Origin of the sequence: Corynebacterium sp. SCR221107 (assembly GCF_027886475.1) — a bacterium.
Taxonomy (GTDB): domain Bacteria; phylum Actinomycetota; class Actinomycetes; order Mycobacteriales; family Mycobacteriaceae; genus Corynebacterium.
Map to the genome: position 1 here is coordinate 2435230 of NZ_CP115670.1, position 16168 is coordinate 2451397.

The following is a 16168-nucleotide window of genomic DNA, read 5'->3' on the forward strand; positions in this document are numbered from 1 at the left end:
TTCTGCGTTGTGCTTGCCGACGATGACCAAAGGCGGCCACCTTCGCGAAGAAGATGGCCGCCTTCTATTATTTGATAAAACACATCACGGCAAGGCTCCGATGCGGCGGGCCGCGTTGACCGCTTCGTAGCGGGTGTGCGCGCCCAGCTTGCGCATCACCGACCGCAGGTAGCTCTTGACTGTTTCAGCGCCGATGCCCATTTCTTCGGCCGCTTCAACATTCGTATGACCGAGAGCCACACACGACAAGACATCGAGCTCGCGGGCCGACAACTTGGTGGTCTGCTTGACTCGCACCGGTGCGACCATCTGGTCGCACAGCTCCTCCAGCTCGGCGCGAATGTCTTCCTGCTCGATGCGATTGGCCAACATGCGCAGCTTGGAGTGAGTGGAACGGATCTGCTCCCACTCGGCACCATTCATGAGCCGACCCTGCTTGTTCGCACCGGCGCGCACTCCCTCGGAGCGACGGGCTGCCGCATTGACCGCCAAGTCCTGCTCGAGGGTACGGGCGGTCATGGTGACCTCCTCGATGACCTTGTCACCGAGGCGGACCGGGGAGTGGACGCCGACATACAGCACGCCGCGCACCTCGCGGTTGACGATCACCGGCACCGCCACGATGGAATGCAGTCCCTCGTCTTGGATGATGGCGTCATTCTCATGGGAAATGACATTGGCGCGGGTGTAGTCACTGACGCCAACCGGGCGACGGGTAGACAGCACGCGACCGCCGACGCCCACGCCGGATTCAATAATGAGATTCTGCAGCGCAGGCGTGCGCAGGCCAATCCACTGGCTGATCTGCAGGCGATTCTCCGGCAGAACGGTTGCATACATTGTGACTGGAATGCCCGTTGCCGTCTTCAACGATGCCAACGCTGAGCGGATTGCGTCATCGTCTTCCTTGGCGCGCTGAACTTCCACTTCCATCCTCCTGAAATTCCCCCCGCCGATTGGGGGTGTACCACGCTATTGTGCTGAAGTATAGCCACGATCCGGGGGTAATGGAAACCCATCATTTCAAAAATCAAAATAGACAATTGCACACCGGGAACACATCTTCGGGGGTATTTACCTGAACCCATACCAGTCAACGACCTACCCCTCACTCCCAAGCACATACGGGATCAATCCTTAGCCCCATCGAGAGCTCGGGAACATGTACATGGTTCCTACCTTGATCAATCACTATTTTCCGAGTGAACTGGGAGGGGCTTTTTCTATTCCTTTCCAATTGACACGATCTTTACTACCCCCTTGGAAGCTACACATCCCCCCACACCCCCACTTCCCACACAAACGGACACCTCTCTCACCACATGGGACGCAACACCCACTTTTACTGTTATCAAAATCACTTAACAGCGCAACCGCGCCGGTTGGAGCGCCTAGCCCGACCTAAATAGACTGCTCTGTTCGACAGAATAAACCACTCGGTCTAGCGCTGGCCGCCACCTCGTTGTAAGGTGGTGTCATCGCCCGCGATGCCACGTCGGCACGCTGGGCAAATATTCGTCAATCAATCACCGTGAAATCAAGGAGCCACCAGTAATGGCAAAGGTTTATGACAACATCCTCGACACCATCGGCAACACCCCGTTGGTTCGCCTTAACCGTCTGACCGAGGGCCTCGGTGCCACCGTCCTGGCCAAGATCGAGTTCTTCAATCCTGCTAACTCCGTCAAGGATCGCATCGGCAAGGCCATCGTCGACGCCGCCGAGGCAGCCGGCGAGCTGAAGCCGGGCGGCACCATCGTCGAGGCCACCTCCGGCAACACCGGTATCGCACTCGCACTGGTCGGTGCGGCTCGCGGTTACAACGTTGTCCTCACCATGCCTGAGACCATGTCCCTGGAGCGTCGCGTCATGCTGCGCGCCTACGGCGCAGAGATCGTCCTGACTCCCGGCGCCGCCGGCATGCAGGGTGCTGTCGACAAGGCAAACGAGATCGTTGCCGAGCGCGACAACGCCATCCTGGCCCGCCAGTTCGCCAATGGCGCCAACCCGGAGATTCACCGCCAGACCACCGGCGAGGAGATCTGGGCCGACACCGAGGGCAACGTTGACGTCTTCGTCGCAGGCATCGGCACCGGCGGCACCGTCACCGGCGCAGGCGAGACCCTAAAGCGCCACAACCCAGAGATCAAGGTCTTCGGCGTCGAGCCAGCAGCCTCCCCGCTGCTCAACACCGGCAAGGCTGGCCCGCACAAGATCCAGGGCCTGGGCGCGAACTTCATCCCTGAGGTTCTCAACCAGAAGAACCTCGAGGAGGTCTTGACCGTTTCCAACGAGGACGCCATCGCGACCTCCCGTGCGCTCGGCGCTCAGGAAGGCATCCTGGGCGGTATTTCCGCTGGCGCCAACGTCAAGGCTGCCCTCGAGCTGGCCGCTCGCCCTGAGTTCGCCGGCAAGACCATCGTGACCGTCATCCCTGACTTCGGTGAGCGCTACGTCTCCACCGTCTTGTACGACGACATCCGCGACTAATCACATTCCACCTCGCTGCCTGTTACTGCGTGACCTGCGGCGTCCCCATCACCCCCGGTGCTTGAGCGCTGGGGGTGATGGGCGTTTGCGCCCTCCCATCGGAGTGGAATTTTATTCATCCACCGCCTGTTGTAGGGAACACATGCATGCCCGGGGTGGTTTGCAGCTAGTAGCGCCAATCACAGTTCGAGGGTCGGGTTGGCCTTACCTTCGCTTTCTATGGCGCGTCGAGGAAATGTTTCATAAGTTTTAGTGCGCTGATAGGGTCAACAACCATGTTCCGTATTGTCCAGATGATCCGTGAGGATCTCGCAAACGCCCGGGAGCACGATCCCGCGGCGCGTGGCGATGTCGAAAACGCCATTGTGTACTCGGGTCTGCATGCTATTTGGGCTCACCGAGTCGCTCACTGGCTGTGGACTCGCGGCTTCCGCGGACCGGCACGCGTGCTTAGTCAGGTCACGCGTTTCCTGACCGGCATCGAGATCCACCCCGGCGCCACCATCGGCCGTCGCTTCTTCATTGACCATGGCATGGGCATCGTCATCGGGGAGACCGCCGAGATCGGCGACGGCGTCATGCTCTATCACGGGGTTACCCTAGGGGGTCAGGTGCTGACTCAGACCAAGCGCCACCCAACGATCTGTGACAACGTTACGATCGGCGCCGGCGCAAAGGTCCTTGGCCCCATCACCGTCGGCGCCGGTTCTGCCATTGGCGCGAATGCCGTGGTCACCAAGGACGTGCCACCGGATCACATTGCAATTGGCATTCCTGCCACCAACCGGCCTCGCGGGAGGAACGAGAAAATCAAGCTCGTCGACCCGGACTACTACATTTAGGAAGTTCTTAGGCCCCGCCAGCTCGGTGGGGCCCTTTTATCGTTACACGTTTGCCAGCAGGTCCTGGTATTCCGGATTCTTTTTGATAAATCCTTCTACTGCCGAGCAGGCGGGGATCACCTTGCGACCGTCCTTGCGGGTCTCGTCCATAGCGAGCTTAATGAGCGGTTTGCTCAGCCCCTGCCCTTGGAACGCCTCCTTGATGACCGTATGGTCAAACAGCCGGTTTTCACCCGCAGGATAATCCCGGTAGACGGTAAATCCGGCAAGTTCGCCGTCGACATAGATCTCGAATCGGTCGAGCTCGGTATTGCGCTTTACTTCCTGGCTCATGGGCCCTCCTTTTTTTTGCTTTCCGACGTTCCAAGCGCCACGGTTGTCAGGCGCTTGTTAATATGCAGCGTTGCTTGCCCGGTGTTCTATTCCCAATCTGTGGGAAATGCTGGCGGCCGCCACATCGCAAGCTCATACATGGAAAAACCATCCACCCTAATGGCCCCCAGTGGCACGAAGCCCAGCCGCGCGTACAGCGCCGCCGAACGCGGGGTGGTGGCTTCCAGATACACCGCGCCGTCGCCGGCGCGGGCAAGCCCCTCCTCTATCAGGGCCTGCCCCAGTCCTTGGCCTTGTGCCTCCGGGGCGGTGGCGACCAGGTGGAGATACCAGTGTGAGAAACGCGGCTGGTACTTCGCGGTGCGCGCCTCACGCAATACACTCGCGGGAATCTCCTTGCCAAGGATGCGCACGTAGTCGCCTAACATGCCCAACTGTGCCGCCAAGGTGGAGTGCCTGCCGGGGCCATCCCACAGCGCCACGGCGACGATGCGCCCGTCTGGGGACTCCACGACGTCGATGAGCCCTTCCGGAATGAAATGACGCCGCAACTGGAAAATAAAGATCTCGCGCAAAGCCTCGAAGGCATTAGCGCTAATCTTCGACGTGATGCGCCCGTAGGCCGGATCGTTTTCAAACGCCCGCGCCAGAACCTCGGCCACCTCAGTCAGTTCTAGGCTGGTGGCCTCTCTAATTGTGTAACCGTCCTGCATATGGATGACTCCTAACCAACCGGACTAGCAACCTTAGTGCCCATTGTGCCACCACCTCAGCACAGGATTCTAGGGATATTTTTCGCATCAACCCACGCCCCTGGTTCAGATAGTCCTTCTACCTGTAGGGATGCCATCTCTGGTGAGTTCCTTCCACGGAGACTGTAACAATTAGATAACGGGGCAAAGTTATCCACAGGTTGAAAACCGCAGGTCGCCCGAGTTATCCACAGGCACGCAACACCAATGCTTGCACGCCCGTGCCCTTGCTTCTTTACTGGTGGGCATGAACCCCGTCGACCAGCTTGCAGCAGTACTTTCCAACCCGCTCGCCCTCATCCAGGACGCCGCCGGGTGCACAATTGCTGCGCTTGTCGCACGCGGACTACCCGAAAACACAGCCACCGACCTGAAAACCCTCGCCACGGTGTACTACGGCACCACCTCCTACACCAGGATGCAAGCCACCTGCCGGGAAACCATAGACTCCCTCGGGCTCACCCTCGCCCACCTCGAAATCATCGAAACCTGCACCCGCAGAGTCACAGGCGAAAAAACCACATGGCAACTACGCCGCGACCTAGTAAACCTCGGCAACCTGCCCACCGGACAGTTCGCCACCCGCGCACGCGCAATCACCAACGACTACGCAACCCCACCGGCAAGGTTAGTCAAAGGCGTGAGCATCAACCGCAACCGCAACAACCTCTGGCAACTAAAAATCAACGGCGAACCAGCCGATATCGACACACTTTACGAAACACTCAAAGAACTGCCCGACCCAGCCAAAAACTTCCCCCACACCGGCACCATCACCAAAACACTTCGCCCCATCGTGGCCATCCCCCTAGACAAACTCACCACCGTCCTGGATGCCACAGGAGACGAAACCACCTTCACCTGCTCCGATGGGGTCACACGCACCAGCACCCAGATCGTTGCCTCCATCCTTGATGACCAGTGGGGGTTCGGGCTTATCCACCCCGTTGACGGACCCGTCGACCTCGTGCGCTCCTCCAGGTTTGCCAACAAAAAGCAACGCGACCTAGCCACCCTCGAATCCTTAAGCTGTGCCCACCCGGACTGCAATAAACCAGCCGATGAGTGCCAAATCCACCATATCCATGCGTGGAATCGGGGCGGGACCACCGCAAGTAAAAACCTCACCATGCTATGCGCCTTCCACAACGGAAGAAACGACGATGACCCCAGCACACCCAAACACGGCCGCATCCAACGCACCAACGGCCACCCCACCTGGACCTACCCACCCTGGCACCCCAAGCACTCGGGCGGGTAAGAACCCCGCGACGTCGAAAAGCAGGCCCCACGCGGGCCTGCGAAGCATGCGCATGCAAAAGGCCCCAGCCCTAAATTCTAGGACTGGGGTCTTTTTCGTGGTGGCACGGACCAGGATCGAACTGGTGACCTTCCACTTTTCAGGCGGACGCTCTACCAACTGAGCTACCGCGCCACTGCCAGCTTTTCAGCTGGCGAGCGACCCTGACGGGACTTGAACCCGCGACCTCCGCCGTGACAGGGCGGCGCGCTAACCAACTGCGCCACAGGGCCATTGCTTTTCAGGGAACTCCCTGGCAACGAGTTGATACTTTACACAGAAGCGCGAGAAGTTAGCAAACCCGCATGTCACACCCACATTCGCCCATCTCCGCCCCGAAGGCATCCGCAGCTCCGGCCCCCGAATCCACCCCAAGTGAGGAGAAACGAAAAGACCGCACCGATTTCTCGATGCGGTCTTGGCTGCGACCCTGACGGGACTTGAACCCGCGACCTCCGCCGTGACAGGGCGGCGCGCTAACCAACTGCGCCACAGGGCCATATTCACATTATCCAGCTAACCGAGAGGTAACTGGTACTCCCAACGGGATTCGAACCCGTGTCGCCGCCGTGAAAGGGCGGTGTCCTAGGCCCCTAGACGATGGGAGCTTTGGCAATAAGGCACAGGTGCCTTGCTGACCGAGATGAACTTTACTAGAAAACGTGACAAACACAAAACCCCTGCATATCACTTGTTTTCAGGCCCACAGACTAATGTTGCTGTTATGAGCCCATTCAGTACTTCTTCCCATCCTGTTAGTCCGCTCGTATCGCCGTGATCGGCGATAGCATCGCCTATGGTCAAAATGATCGTTCGGGCGGTTGGTCGCGTATCTTGGCCGCGGAGTTTCAGTCCGTTGATCAGCCGGGGCGTCGCTGGTGGAATCTGGCTATTCCGGGAGATACTTTGGTGAACTTGGAAAGCTACGCAGTCGATGAGGTCCGTGTCCGTCAGGCTGATACGGTATTGATTTCTGCTGGTATCAACGATCTCACGTTCGGCACGTCGCCTGAGCGGTTGATGGTGGAGTTACGCAGTTTGGTACGCCGATTGGATTTCTTAGGCGCTCGATCTGTGGTGGCAACGCCGATTTGGTACGACGGCGCTGTGCGCTCGCGGGAGTACAACCCCATTCCTGATGCGGCGGTCGCCCAGTTCCGCGAGCTGTTGCTGGACTGGGGCGTGGCCGAGCAGCGTCGCGTGCTGGACCTGTGGCCGGTGCTTAAGCTGCGCCCGGACTTGCTCGATCATGGCCTGCGCCCCACTGCGCAGGGGCATGTCTTGCTTACCGACGCCTGGCGGGCCGCATTGGCTTCGCGTTTCTTTTTTCGCGCCCTTCTCCTGCGGTAGCGGGTTAGCAACTTCAGGCATCGCCATCACAAGAACTGAACCGGCAGCTCTAAGACATTCGCTATTTTTTGCGAAACCAAAGAAGTGTTGCCGTCAAATACAATCGAAAATGTCCGAGATATCCCGTCGATTTATCTTAAGCAATTCTGATTCTCGCCCATAAAAGATCACAGCAATCACCGTGCCATCATTAGGTAACGCCATTCCCATGCTGTCGTAGGCTACTTACTCGCCACCGACGCACGACCGCGATACATGTCATCACACAAATACCGGTGAGATCTCCCAACAACCACGGCGGTATCAAGGCTCCGCAGATTGTTTGGCCGATTAACGCCATGTTCGCAGCAATGGTGTGTTGGGCCTGCTGAGGAAAGCCACCCCCGAAGAACGAAGCTTCCATCGAATGCAAACCCACAGCACTCCACCCAGATTCAACCCGAACTAACCACCGATTCGCTTGAGCATTTGATAGGACTACCGATGACCGCAATACTGTCACGAAGTGAAGGCGCCTCCTGACTAATATCGAAGACTTCTCCGCGAAAATAGTTCGAGAAATTTAGAAGGCAGGCGGAAGACTCCGCAATTTCTTTACCCGCTAAAACCATGACGCTAGCAATTACCGGACAGGCGAAGATAATTGCGGCGAAGAAAGCAAAACCCATATTCTTTGGCACCTATCGGATAGGAACGCTAGTCATTATTCCCAACTCGCCTTGTACAAAGGGGGTTGTCACACACTGCGAGACGCAGGGGCAACGCGCATATTTTCCGTGAGCGGATTGTTGCAAACTTCCTCAGTAGCAGACCCAGAAAAGACACCAATCGTAAGATAAAAATGCCCCGCAGCACACGCTGCGAGGCATCATTGGTGGGCCCTGAGGGGCTCGAACCCTCGACCTGCGGATTAAAAGTCCGTAGCTCTACCAACTGAGCTAAAGGCCCACTCAAAAACGGGGCACGCTCCGCGCGCTTTGCTTTTGACCCCATTAATTTAGCAGTTTGCTTACGGATTTGTGAAATCAGGTTGCCCTCACCACAATAGTCGGTAGTTCGTACTACTTATTTGCCAATTTCAGGAGGTCATATGCCCAAAACAGCCCGTGAAAAGCTCCTCGGAGCCGCCGCAGAAGAGTTTTACGCACATGGCATCCACGCCACCGGCATCGACACGATCACCAACCGCGCCGGTGTGGCCAAGAAGAGCATGTACAACAACTTCCGCAGCAAGCAAGAACTGGTAGCCACCTACATCGAGGCTCGCCACCAGCAATGGCTCGATCTCTACGCCCGCCGCGTCGCGGACACCACCGACCCCAAGGAGCGGTGCTTGGCCGTCTTCGACGCCTACCTCGACCACGCCGGCGCCGATTATCCGGAGGGCTTTCGCGGTTGCGGCCTCCAAAACGTCGCCGGCGAGCTGCCCAACGACGATCCTGGCCGCGCCATCATCCGCACCCACAAGCGTGAGATCGAGCAGATGCTCGAGCAGGAAATCGCCCGGATTCCCGAGGCCGAAGGCGATGCCCCCCACCTCGCGGAACTGCTCATTTTCCTGCTCGAGGGCGCAGTCCAGCTAGCGGGGCTCGAAGGCACAACCACCCGACTGATTCATGCGCGCGCACTGGCCGCCGATGTAATTGGGGCGCTATGAGCAAATCAACAGGTGTCGTTGCCTTACTTCTGGCTTCAGTGTTGTGGGGAACTACCGGGACAGCGGCGAGCTTTAATTCCGCCTCCCCGCTGGCCATTGGCGCCGCGGCGCTCGGCATTGGCGGGATCTTGCAGGCGATTGTCGGCTGGCGAAAAGTCGCCGAAAGCGCAGCCCGCCTCCCCCATACGTTGCTGCTTGCCGGGGCGGCCGGGATCTTCGTCTACCCCTTGTGCTTTTACACGTCGATGGATCTGGCAGGGGTTGCCGTGGGCACCGTGGTCTCTTTGGGGCTTGCGCCGATGTGTGCCGGTCTCATCTCCCGCGCCCTGTGGGCGACGGCATTGGAATCTGCATGGTGGGCGGCCTCGGCGCTCGGTGTGGCCGGGTGTATTGCACTTTCGCTTTCCGACGATCCCAGCGCCACAGACAAAAGCTCCCTTATCGGCATCGGCCTCGGCGTGCTCGCCGCCGCAAGCTACGCCACATATTCGCTCATGGTCGGCGAGATGATCAACACAGGCATTCCCCGTCAGGCGGCGATGGGCTCGGTTTTTGGCCTTGGCGGACTGGCGCTACTGCCGATCATGGCCATAACCGGCGACGGGCTGTTTGCTACCCATAACCTTCCCAGCACGCTGTACCTCATCTTCGTCCCAATGTTTGCGGGATATGTCCTATTTGGAATTGGGCTGGCCTCGGTGCCAGCCCACACGGCGATGGTGATCACGCTGGCAGAACCGGCAATCGCTGCGGTCTTCGCAATGGCGATCGTGGGCGAGCGGTTTGTCGCACTCGACCTGGTGGGAATCGGCCTTGTCGCCGGCGCGCTGGGTCTTAGCGTGCGACGCTAGGCGTCGGCAAGCAATAAAAAAGCCCACCCGAAGGTGGGCTTGTGCGCTATCGGATTAGGACAGCTTCATGGTGCCAGTCTCCTGGAAGCGCTGGTGGAAGCTCAAAGCCTCGCCCAGCAGGTGCGGGGTCTGCATGATCTTCTTCTCCTTGGCGAATGCCAGGGCACGATCGTAGTAGTCCTGCAGCAGCGGACGGTAGTCCGGGTGAGCGATGTCGATGATCTTCTGAGCACGCTGGCGAGGAGCCAAACCACGCAGGTCAGCGTAGCCGTACTCGGTGATGATGACCTTGACGTCCTGCTCGGTGTGGTCGACGTGGGAGACGAAAGGAACGATCGCGGAGATCGCACCGCCCTTCGCGTCGGACGGGGTGATGAAGGAGGAGATGAAGCCGTTACGGGTGAAGTCAGCCGAGCCGCCGACACCATTCATCATGCGAGAGCCGGTGACGTTGGTGGAGTTGACGTTACCGTAGATGTCCGCCTCGATGAGGCCGTTGGTAGCGATCAGGCCTAGACGACGCACAACCTCAGGGTGGTTGGAGATCTGCTGCGGACGCAGGATGATCTGCTTGGCGTACTTGGAGGCCTCGTTGTTCATGCGCTCCGCGTACTCCGGGGAAAGGGAGAAGGAGGTTGCGGATGCAACGGTCATCTTGCCAGCATCGATCAGGTCGACCATGCCGTCCTGGATAACCTCGGTGTAGGCGCGGATGTTCTCGAACTTGGAGTCGAGCAGGCCAGCCATCACGGCGTTCGGGACGTTGCCCACGCCGGACTGCATGATGTAGCCGTCATAGGTCAGGCGGCCTGCGGCGACCTCGCCCTCGAGGAAGTCGAGGAAGTGGCCGGCGATCTGACGGGACTGATCATCCAGCGGCTTGAACGGCGCGTTGCGGTCAGGAGCGTCGGTCTCGACCACGGCGACAACCTTGGACAGGTCGATGTCGATGTAGGTGGTACCGATGCGCTGGCCCGGCTCGGTGATCGGAATCGGCTGGCGGTTCGGCAGGCGGTTGATGCGGTAGATGTCCGCCATGCCCTCGAGCTCCTCGGACTGCCAGGAGTTGACCTCGATGATGATCTTCTCGGCATTGTCCAGGTACTCAACGTTGTTGCCGATGGAGGAGGAAGGAATCAGGTGACCTTCCTCGGTGATGCGCACGGCCTCAACGATGGCGACGTTCATCGGGCCGAAGAAGCCCTGCTCGACGTACAGCGGGGACTCGGACAGGTGGTAGTCCACGTAGTAGGAGGTGCCGTCGTTGATCTTGTTACGCAGGGTCGGATCAGACTGGTACGGGGTGCGCAGGCGGATTGCGTCTGCCTCAGCCAAAACGCCATCGCAGTCAGGAGCGGTGGAGGCGCCGGTAAACAGGTTGATCATGTACTCGTCACCGCGGGCGTGAGCTTCCTTAGCACGCTCAGCGATTGCGGTCGGCAGTGCCTTCGGGTAGCCAGCACCGGTGAAGCCGGAGATACCGACGTTGTCACCGTTATTGACGAACTGTGCTGCTTCCTCAGCAGACATGACCTTGCCACGCAGCTGTGCATTGGCAATACGATCGGACATTGATCCTCCTAGGCGGACAGTCAAAGATGTGATAGTTCCGGCGGATCACGCAGCCCTCACGCAGCGACAACGCTGGCAAGACCCGTACAAGCCTTTACCCGTTGCCGTGTGTGAGACAGCCCATGCACCCGCTACATAGTTACGAGGAACACAATAACAGCTATACGTTTATAATGTGTTCCGTTTTACAGGCTACCCCCCTTTCGTCCCACCCGATACCGGAAATTCACACAAAATTGCGTGGGTAAATTAGCAGGTCTTTACACTTTTGCATTGCCCGACCTCAATCGGCCACAAGTTTGAATTCCATACCCCGCGCGGGGGACAATGTGGGGCGTGACTTTAACTATTGGTTCCTTAGAATTGCAGTCCCCCGTGGTCCTGGCCCCCATGGCGGGCGTGACCAACGTGGCCTTTAGAACGCTGTGTCGCGAGCAGGAGCTAGAAAAGACCGGAACCGTGTCGGGTCTGTATGTCTGCGAGATGATTACCGCCCGCGCCCTCGTCGAGCGCAACGAGAAGACCTTGCACATGACCACCTTCGGCCCGGAGGAAACGCCTCGTTCGATGCAGCTCTATACGGTCGATCCCGAGTACACGTACAAGGCCGCGAAGATGATCGTGGACGAAGACTTAGCCGACCACATCGACATGAACTTCGGCTGCCCGGTTCCCAAGGTCACCCGCCGCGGCGGTGGCTCGGCGCTTCCTTACAAGCGCCGGCTTTTCGGCAACATCGTCGCAGCGGCAGTCAAGGCCACCGAGGGCACGGACATTCCGGTCACCGTGAAGTTCCGCGTCGGCATTGACGACGAACACAAGACCCACCTCGATGCCGGCCGCATTGCCGTCGAGGAAGGCGCCGCCGCCGTCGCCCTGCACGCCCGCACCGCCGCCCAGCGCTATTCGGGCGAGGCGGACTGGAATGAAATCACCCTCCTCAAGCAGCACCTCGCACACACCGGCATCCCGGTCCTCGGCAATGGCGACATTTTTAAGGCCGAAGACGCCACCAAGATGATGGAACAAACCGGCTGCGACGGAGTGGTCGTTGGACGCGGGTGCTTGGGCCGTCCGTGGCTGTTCGCGGAGCTTTCCGCCGCCTTGCGCGGTGAGGGGATTCCGGCGGAACCCACCTTCGGTGAGGTGACCAAAATTATTCGTCGGCACGCGCAGCTGCTCGCCGAACACGACGGTGAGGCTAAGGCCTGCCGCGACCTACGCAAGCACATGGGATGGTACCTGCGCGGTTTCCCCGTCGGCAGCGAACTGCGCGCCGAGCTAGCAAGAGTATCCACCCTCCAGCAGCTTGAGGAATTGCTTGCCCCCTATGCAGACTCCCCCGCTCTCGCCGCCGACGCCGACGGCGCCCGCGGACGCCAAGGTTCGCCGGCGAAGGTGCTCCTTCCCGAGGGCTGGCTCGACGATCCCGAGGACGCCACCGTTCCGGAAGGCGCGGAACTTATGCATTCTGGCGGATAGGTAACCTCCATTTCTCAGCCATCCATTAGGTAATTGCCTCCGACAGGGCGCGAAGATCGCCGTAGTGTTCTATAGTTTCCACATGCGTAGTGCCTACAAAGAGAACCTAGAAGCGTTCGCACATGACCTCATTATCATGTGCGATACGGTCACGGAAATCTTAAAGAATGCCTCCGCGGGTCTTATTGAACAAAATCTCCAGTCCGCCGAGGAAGCTCTCTCCCTCTCGGATCCCATGGACGAGATCCGCGAGCGCTCAACCGCACGCGCCATCGAGCTTCTGGCCCTGGAGGGTCCGGTAGCCCGCGACCTGCGGCAGGTCGTCAGCTCCATTTACGTAGTCGAAGACTTCGACCGCATGGGTGTGCTAGCCATGCACGTGGCCAAGACCGCGCGTCGGCGCCACCCGGAATCGGTGGTGCCGGAAGAATACCTGCCCTACTTCGCTGAGATGGCACGACTGTGCCTAGAGATGATTTCGAAAGTCCGCGAGATCCTCGTCGTGCCTGACGCGGACGTTGCCGTTTTCCTCGAGCGCGATGACGATGCCGTCGATGATGTGCACTCCCATCTGATGAACGTGCTCACCGCCCGCGAATGGCCACATAGCGCGCGTGAGGCCGTGGACATGGCCCTGATGTCGCGCTTCTACGAGCGCTTTGCTGACCACTGCGTCAACGTCGCGGCCCAGATCGTCTTCCTTACCTCTGGGCTTAACCCCAGCGCCTACCTGGCCAAGCGCCGCCAGGACGAGGAAAACGCTGACATGGAGCGTCGCCTCGAAGACATCGAAAAACAGTTCCGGGACCGCTAGTCCGGAATTTTTGGCTCGCAGGCGGCGTTGAACCCCTCATGCGAATTGATCTTTGGTCCGACGTTGTTTGCCCCTTTTGCCTGATCGGCAAGCGCCACCTCGAGCTCGCCCTCGAGCAATTCCCCCACCGCGACGAGGCCGAGATCGTTTGGCACAGCTTCGAACTCGACCCCAACGCACCTACCATCTCCACCCAGTCGCTGGTGGAGATGGTCGCCCACAAGTATGGCGCAACCCCCGCGCAGGCCGAGGCTTCGCAGGTGGACATCGCCCGCCGCGCGGCAGCCGTTGGCCTCGAATTCAACTGGCGGGAGGCCAAGCCGGGCAATACCTTCAACGCCCATCGCCTCATCCACCTCGCCGCCGCAACCGGCGGTGGCGCGCTTGCCGACGTTGTGGCGAAGGCACTCATCAAGGCCTACTTCACCGACGGGGTTGCCATCGGTACTGATGCCGAGCTACGCACGGTCGCCATCGACGCCGGTCTTTCCGCCGCGGACGTCGACCGCGTGCTGACTGGAAGCGATTACACCGAGGAGGTCCGCGCAGACGAGGCTCAAGCCCACCAACTGGGCATCAGCGGGGTTCCCTTCTTCCTGTTTGAAGAAAAATGGGCCATCAGCGGTGCGCAGCCTGTGGAGGCTTTTGTTCAGGGGCTTCACACCGTTTGGGAGGCAACCCACCCGCAACCCCAGGCGCCGGCCTTCGTCGACCTTGGCGGGCAGGACAATAATGCGCCCTCCTGCGGTCCCGAGGGCTGCTAATTTGAGCATTCGTTAGCCAAGCGGGGGGGCATCCACAGATTGTCCGTCATGCCGTTGGCGATCTGGTGTGGGCAGGAATCGCATCGGATATCGCTTGGCCGTTTTGATTAAACAACACGACCCCTCGCCACGGTCTACCATGGCCCCACCACTGGGAAGCTGTGCTGCGACCTCATCACGAAGAAGATTCTCACCAAACCACAAGGCCCCCTGGGGGGCCTCGTGGTTTCTATCCGAAGCGACCGGAGATGTAGTCCTCGGTCTCCTTCTGGTCAGGATTCTCGAAGATCTTCTTGGTCGGGCCTACCTCAACGAGGCGGCCGGGCTTGCCGGTGGCCTCGAGGGAGTAGAAGGCCGTCTGGTCGGACACGCGGGCTGCCTGCTGCATGTTGTGCGTCACGATGACGATGGTGAACTCTTCCTTCAGCTCGTGGATTAGGTCCTCCACCGCCAAAGTCGAGATCGGGTCGAGGGCCGAGCACGGCTCGTCCATGAGGAGAACCTCCGGCTCGACGGCGATGGCGCGCGCGATACACAAGCGCTGCTGCTGACCGCCGGACAGGCCCCCGCCCGGCTTGTCGAGGCGGTCCTTGACCTCATCCCAGAGGTTGGCGCCGCGCAGGGACTTCTCTGCCACCTCGCGCAACTTCTTCTTGTTCTTTTCACCGGCCAGCTTCAGACCAGCAACCACATTTTCCTCGATCGACATGGTCGGGAATGGGTTTGGCTTCTGGAACACCATGCCGATGGTGTTGCGCACGGAAACCGGGTCAACCTTGGGTGCGTAGATGTCCTGGCCATCCAGGAGAATCTTGCCCTTGACGTAGGCACCCGGGATGACCTCGTGCATGCGGTTGATGGAACGCAGCACGGTGGACTTGCCGCAGCCGGACGGGCCGATGAAGGCGGTGACGGCCTTCGCGGGGATGTCGAGGTTGACTTTTTGCACGGCATGGAAGTCGCCGTAGTAGATGTTGACGTCGTCGAGAACGAGCTTAGACACGTTGTACTCCAGGGAATTTTCTCTTGTGAAAGCGCCGAAGCTGTTACTGCTTGACGGAGAACTTAGCGGAAATGAAGCGAGCTGCGATGTTGAGGATTGCGATGATGAACACCAAAGTGAAGGCGGCGCCCCACAGCTTGTCCAACACGGCATCGGACGTACCGGCCTTGTACATATCGAGCATCATCAGCGGCAGCGAAGACTGCGGGCCGTGGAAGGCGTCCCAGTTGATGGCCTGGGTCGAACCCACGAGGATGAGCACCGGTGCGGACTCGCCCATCACGCGGGCGACGGCGAGCATGATGCCGGTGACGATACCGGAAAGGGCGGTCGGTAAAACGATCTTCGCGATGGTCTTCCACTTCGGCACGCCCAAGGCATAGGAGGCTTCGCGCAGGTCCATGGGGACTACTCGCAGCATTTCCTCGGTGTTACGCACCACCACGGGGATCATGAGTAGCACCAGGGAGATGGCCACGGCCATACCGGAGCGTTCGAATCCGAGCAGCACGATCCACATGGAGTAGACGAACAGCGCGGCGACGATAGATGGAACACCGGAGAGGATGTCGACCATGAAGGTGGTCACGCGCCCGAGCCTGCCGCCACGGTCATATTCGACGAGGTAGACGGCGGTGAAGATGCCGATCGGGATCGACACGATGGACGCGATGCCCACCTGGACCAAGGTGCCGATGATGGCGTGGAGCGCGCCGCCGCCCGGCTTGGTGTACATGATGCCAAGCTGGGAACTACCCCACCAATCGGCGCTGAGCACTGGGCCAAGGCCACGGGTGACAAGGTCAACCAGAACCCACACCAACGGGATGAGCGCTAGGACCATCGTGGTGTAAATGAGGACGGTCATCACTTTGTCGGTGACCTTGCGGCCCGTTGCGATGTCCGAGAATGTCTGCTTCGTAGCAAGTTGATTAGTCATGTGTCTTTCCCCTACTTG

Annotated in this window: 16 protein-coding genes and 5 tRNA genes; 9 read left to right on the forward strand and 12 right to left on the reverse strand. The window is 59.5% G+C overall.

From position 1 onward, the window contains the following. Positions 1-84: 84 nt before the first annotated feature. Positions 85-927, reverse strand: coding sequence for an acetate metabolism transcriptional regulator RamA (gene ramA, locus PAB09_RS10535; protein ID WP_271033615.1), 843 nt, complete (start codon positions 925-927; stop codon positions 85-87). A gap of 627 nt (positions 928-1554) precedes the next feature. Here ramA and cysK point away from each other — a divergent pair. Continuing rightward, positions 1555-2490, forward strand: coding sequence for a cysteine synthase A (cysK, locus tag PAB09_RS10540; RefSeq protein WP_271033616.1), 936 nt, complete (start codon positions 1555-1557; stop codon positions 2488-2490). Between the two features lie 275 nt (positions 2491-2765). Continuing rightward, on the forward strand, positions 2766-3332 hold the full coding sequence (gene epsC / locus PAB09_RS10545; RefSeq protein WP_271033617.1) for a serine O-acetyltransferase EpsC: 567 nt from the start codon (positions 2766-2768) through the stop codon (positions 3330-3332). A 42-nt stretch (positions 3333-3374) separates the two neighbouring features. Here epsC and PAB09_RS10550 read toward each other — a convergent pair whose 3' ends face one another. Further along, positions 3375-3665 carry a GNAT family N-acetyltransferase gene (locus PAB09_RS10550; RefSeq protein ID WP_271033618.1) on the reverse strand — a complete coding sequence of 97 codons (291 nt, stop codon included), beginning with the start codon at positions 3663-3665 and terminating at the stop codon, positions 3375-3377. 86 nt (positions 3666-3751) lie between these two features. Beyond that, positions 3752-4378, reverse strand: coding sequence for a GNAT family N-acetyltransferase (locus tag PAB09_RS10555; protein ID WP_271033619.1), 627 nt, complete (start codon positions 4376-4378; stop codon positions 3752-3754). 286 nt (positions 4379-4664) lie between these two features. Here PAB09_RS10555 and PAB09_RS10560 point away from each other — a divergent pair, with 286 nt between their 5' ends. Further along, on the forward strand, positions 4665-5678 hold the full coding sequence (locus tag PAB09_RS10560; protein WP_271033620.1) for an HNH endonuclease signature motif containing protein: 1014 nt from the start codon (positions 4665-4667) through the stop codon (positions 5676-5678). Between the two features lie 98 nt (positions 5679-5776). On the opposite strand, the gene PAB09_RS10565 is transcribed toward PAB09_RS10560, so the two are convergent. From PAB09_RS10565 to PAB09_RS10580, 4 genes are all read right to left on the reverse strand, one after another. Then, a tRNA-Phe gene (locus tag PAB09_RS10565) sits at positions 5777-5852 on the reverse strand. Between the two features lie 24 nt (positions 5853-5876). Next, positions 5877-5950 (reverse strand) — tRNA-Asp (locus tag PAB09_RS10570). 192 nt (positions 5951-6142) lie between these two features. Next, positions 6143-6216, reverse strand: a tRNA-Asp gene (locus PAB09_RS10575). A 33-nt stretch (positions 6217-6249) separates the two neighbouring features. Continuing rightward, positions 6250-6325: transfer RNA gene (locus PAB09_RS10580), tRNA-Glu, on the reverse strand. A gap of 166 nt (positions 6326-6491) precedes the next feature. On the opposite strand from PAB09_RS10580, the gene PAB09_RS10585 reads away from it, so the two are divergent. Further along, positions 6492-7067 carry an SGNH/GDSL hydrolase family protein gene (locus PAB09_RS10585; RefSeq protein WP_271033621.1) on the forward strand — a complete coding sequence of 192 codons (576 nt, stop codon included), beginning with the start codon at positions 6492-6494 and terminating at the stop codon, positions 7065-7067. Positions 7068-7501: 434 nt separating this feature from the next. On the opposite strand, the gene PAB09_RS10590 is transcribed toward PAB09_RS10585, so the two are convergent. Both PAB09_RS10590 and PAB09_RS10595 read right to left on the reverse strand, forming a co-directional pair. Further along, positions 7502-7747, reverse strand: coding sequence for a hypothetical protein (locus PAB09_RS10590; protein WP_271033622.1), 246 nt, complete (start codon positions 7745-7747; stop codon positions 7502-7504). A 192-nt stretch (positions 7748-7939) separates the two neighbouring features. Continuing rightward, a tRNA-Lys gene (locus tag PAB09_RS10595) sits at positions 7940-8015 on the reverse strand. A gap of 142 nt (positions 8016-8157) precedes the next feature. Between PAB09_RS10595 and PAB09_RS10600 the strand changes: the two genes are divergently transcribed. Continuing rightward, positions 8158-8724, forward strand: coding sequence for a TetR/AcrR family transcriptional regulator (locus PAB09_RS10600; RefSeq protein WP_271033623.1), 567 nt, complete (start codon positions 8158-8160; stop codon positions 8722-8724). Next, on the forward strand, positions 8721-9575 hold the full coding sequence (locus PAB09_RS10605; protein ID WP_271033624.1) for a DMT family transporter: 855 nt from the start codon (positions 8721-8723) through the stop codon (positions 9573-9575). The genes PAB09_RS10600 and PAB09_RS10605 overlap by 4 nt, the downstream gene beginning before the upstream one ends. 54 nt (positions 9576-9629) lie before the next feature. Here the strand turns inward: PAB09_RS10605 and PAB09_RS10610 are convergent, their stop codons facing one another. Next, on the reverse strand, positions 9630-11147 hold the full coding sequence (locus PAB09_RS10610; RefSeq protein ID WP_271033625.1) for an acetyl-CoA hydrolase/transferase family protein: 1518 nt from the start codon (positions 11145-11147) through the stop codon (positions 9630-9632). A 327-nt stretch (positions 11148-11474) separates the two neighbouring features. On the opposite strand from PAB09_RS10610, the gene dusB reads away from it, so the two are divergent. The 3 genes from dusB to PAB09_RS10625 all read left to right on the forward strand — a co-directional run bounded on the left by dusB (position 11475) and on the right by PAB09_RS10625 (position 14207). Then, on the forward strand, positions 11475-12629 hold the full coding sequence (dusB, locus tag PAB09_RS10615) for a tRNA dihydrouridine synthase DusB (RefSeq protein WP_271033626.1): 1155 nt from the start codon (positions 11475-11477) through the stop codon (positions 12627-12629). A gap of 82 nt (positions 12630-12711) precedes the next feature. Continuing rightward, positions 12712-13443, forward strand: a complete 732-nt coding sequence (phoU, locus tag PAB09_RS10620) for a phosphate signaling complex protein PhoU (RefSeq protein ID WP_271033627.1) — start codon at positions 12712-12714, stop codon at positions 13441-13443. A 38-nt stretch (positions 13444-13481) separates the two neighbouring features. Beyond that, positions 13482-14207, forward strand: coding sequence for a DsbA family oxidoreductase (locus PAB09_RS10625; RefSeq protein WP_271033628.1), 726 nt, complete (start codon positions 13482-13484; stop codon positions 14205-14207). Between the two features lie 229 nt (positions 14208-14436). Here PAB09_RS10625 and pstB read toward each other — a convergent pair whose 3' ends face one another. Then, complete coding sequence (pstB, locus tag PAB09_RS10630; protein WP_271033629.1) at positions 14437-15210, reverse strand: phosphate ABC transporter ATP-binding protein PstB; 774 nt, start codon at positions 15208-15210, stop codon at positions 14437-14439. Positions 15211-15253: 43 nt separating this feature from the next. Then, complete coding sequence (gene pstA, locus PAB09_RS10635) at positions 15254-16150, reverse strand: phosphate ABC transporter permease PstA (protein ID WP_271033630.1); 897 nt, start codon at positions 16148-16150, stop codon at positions 15254-15256. Positions 16151-16168 lie beyond the last annotated feature (18 nt).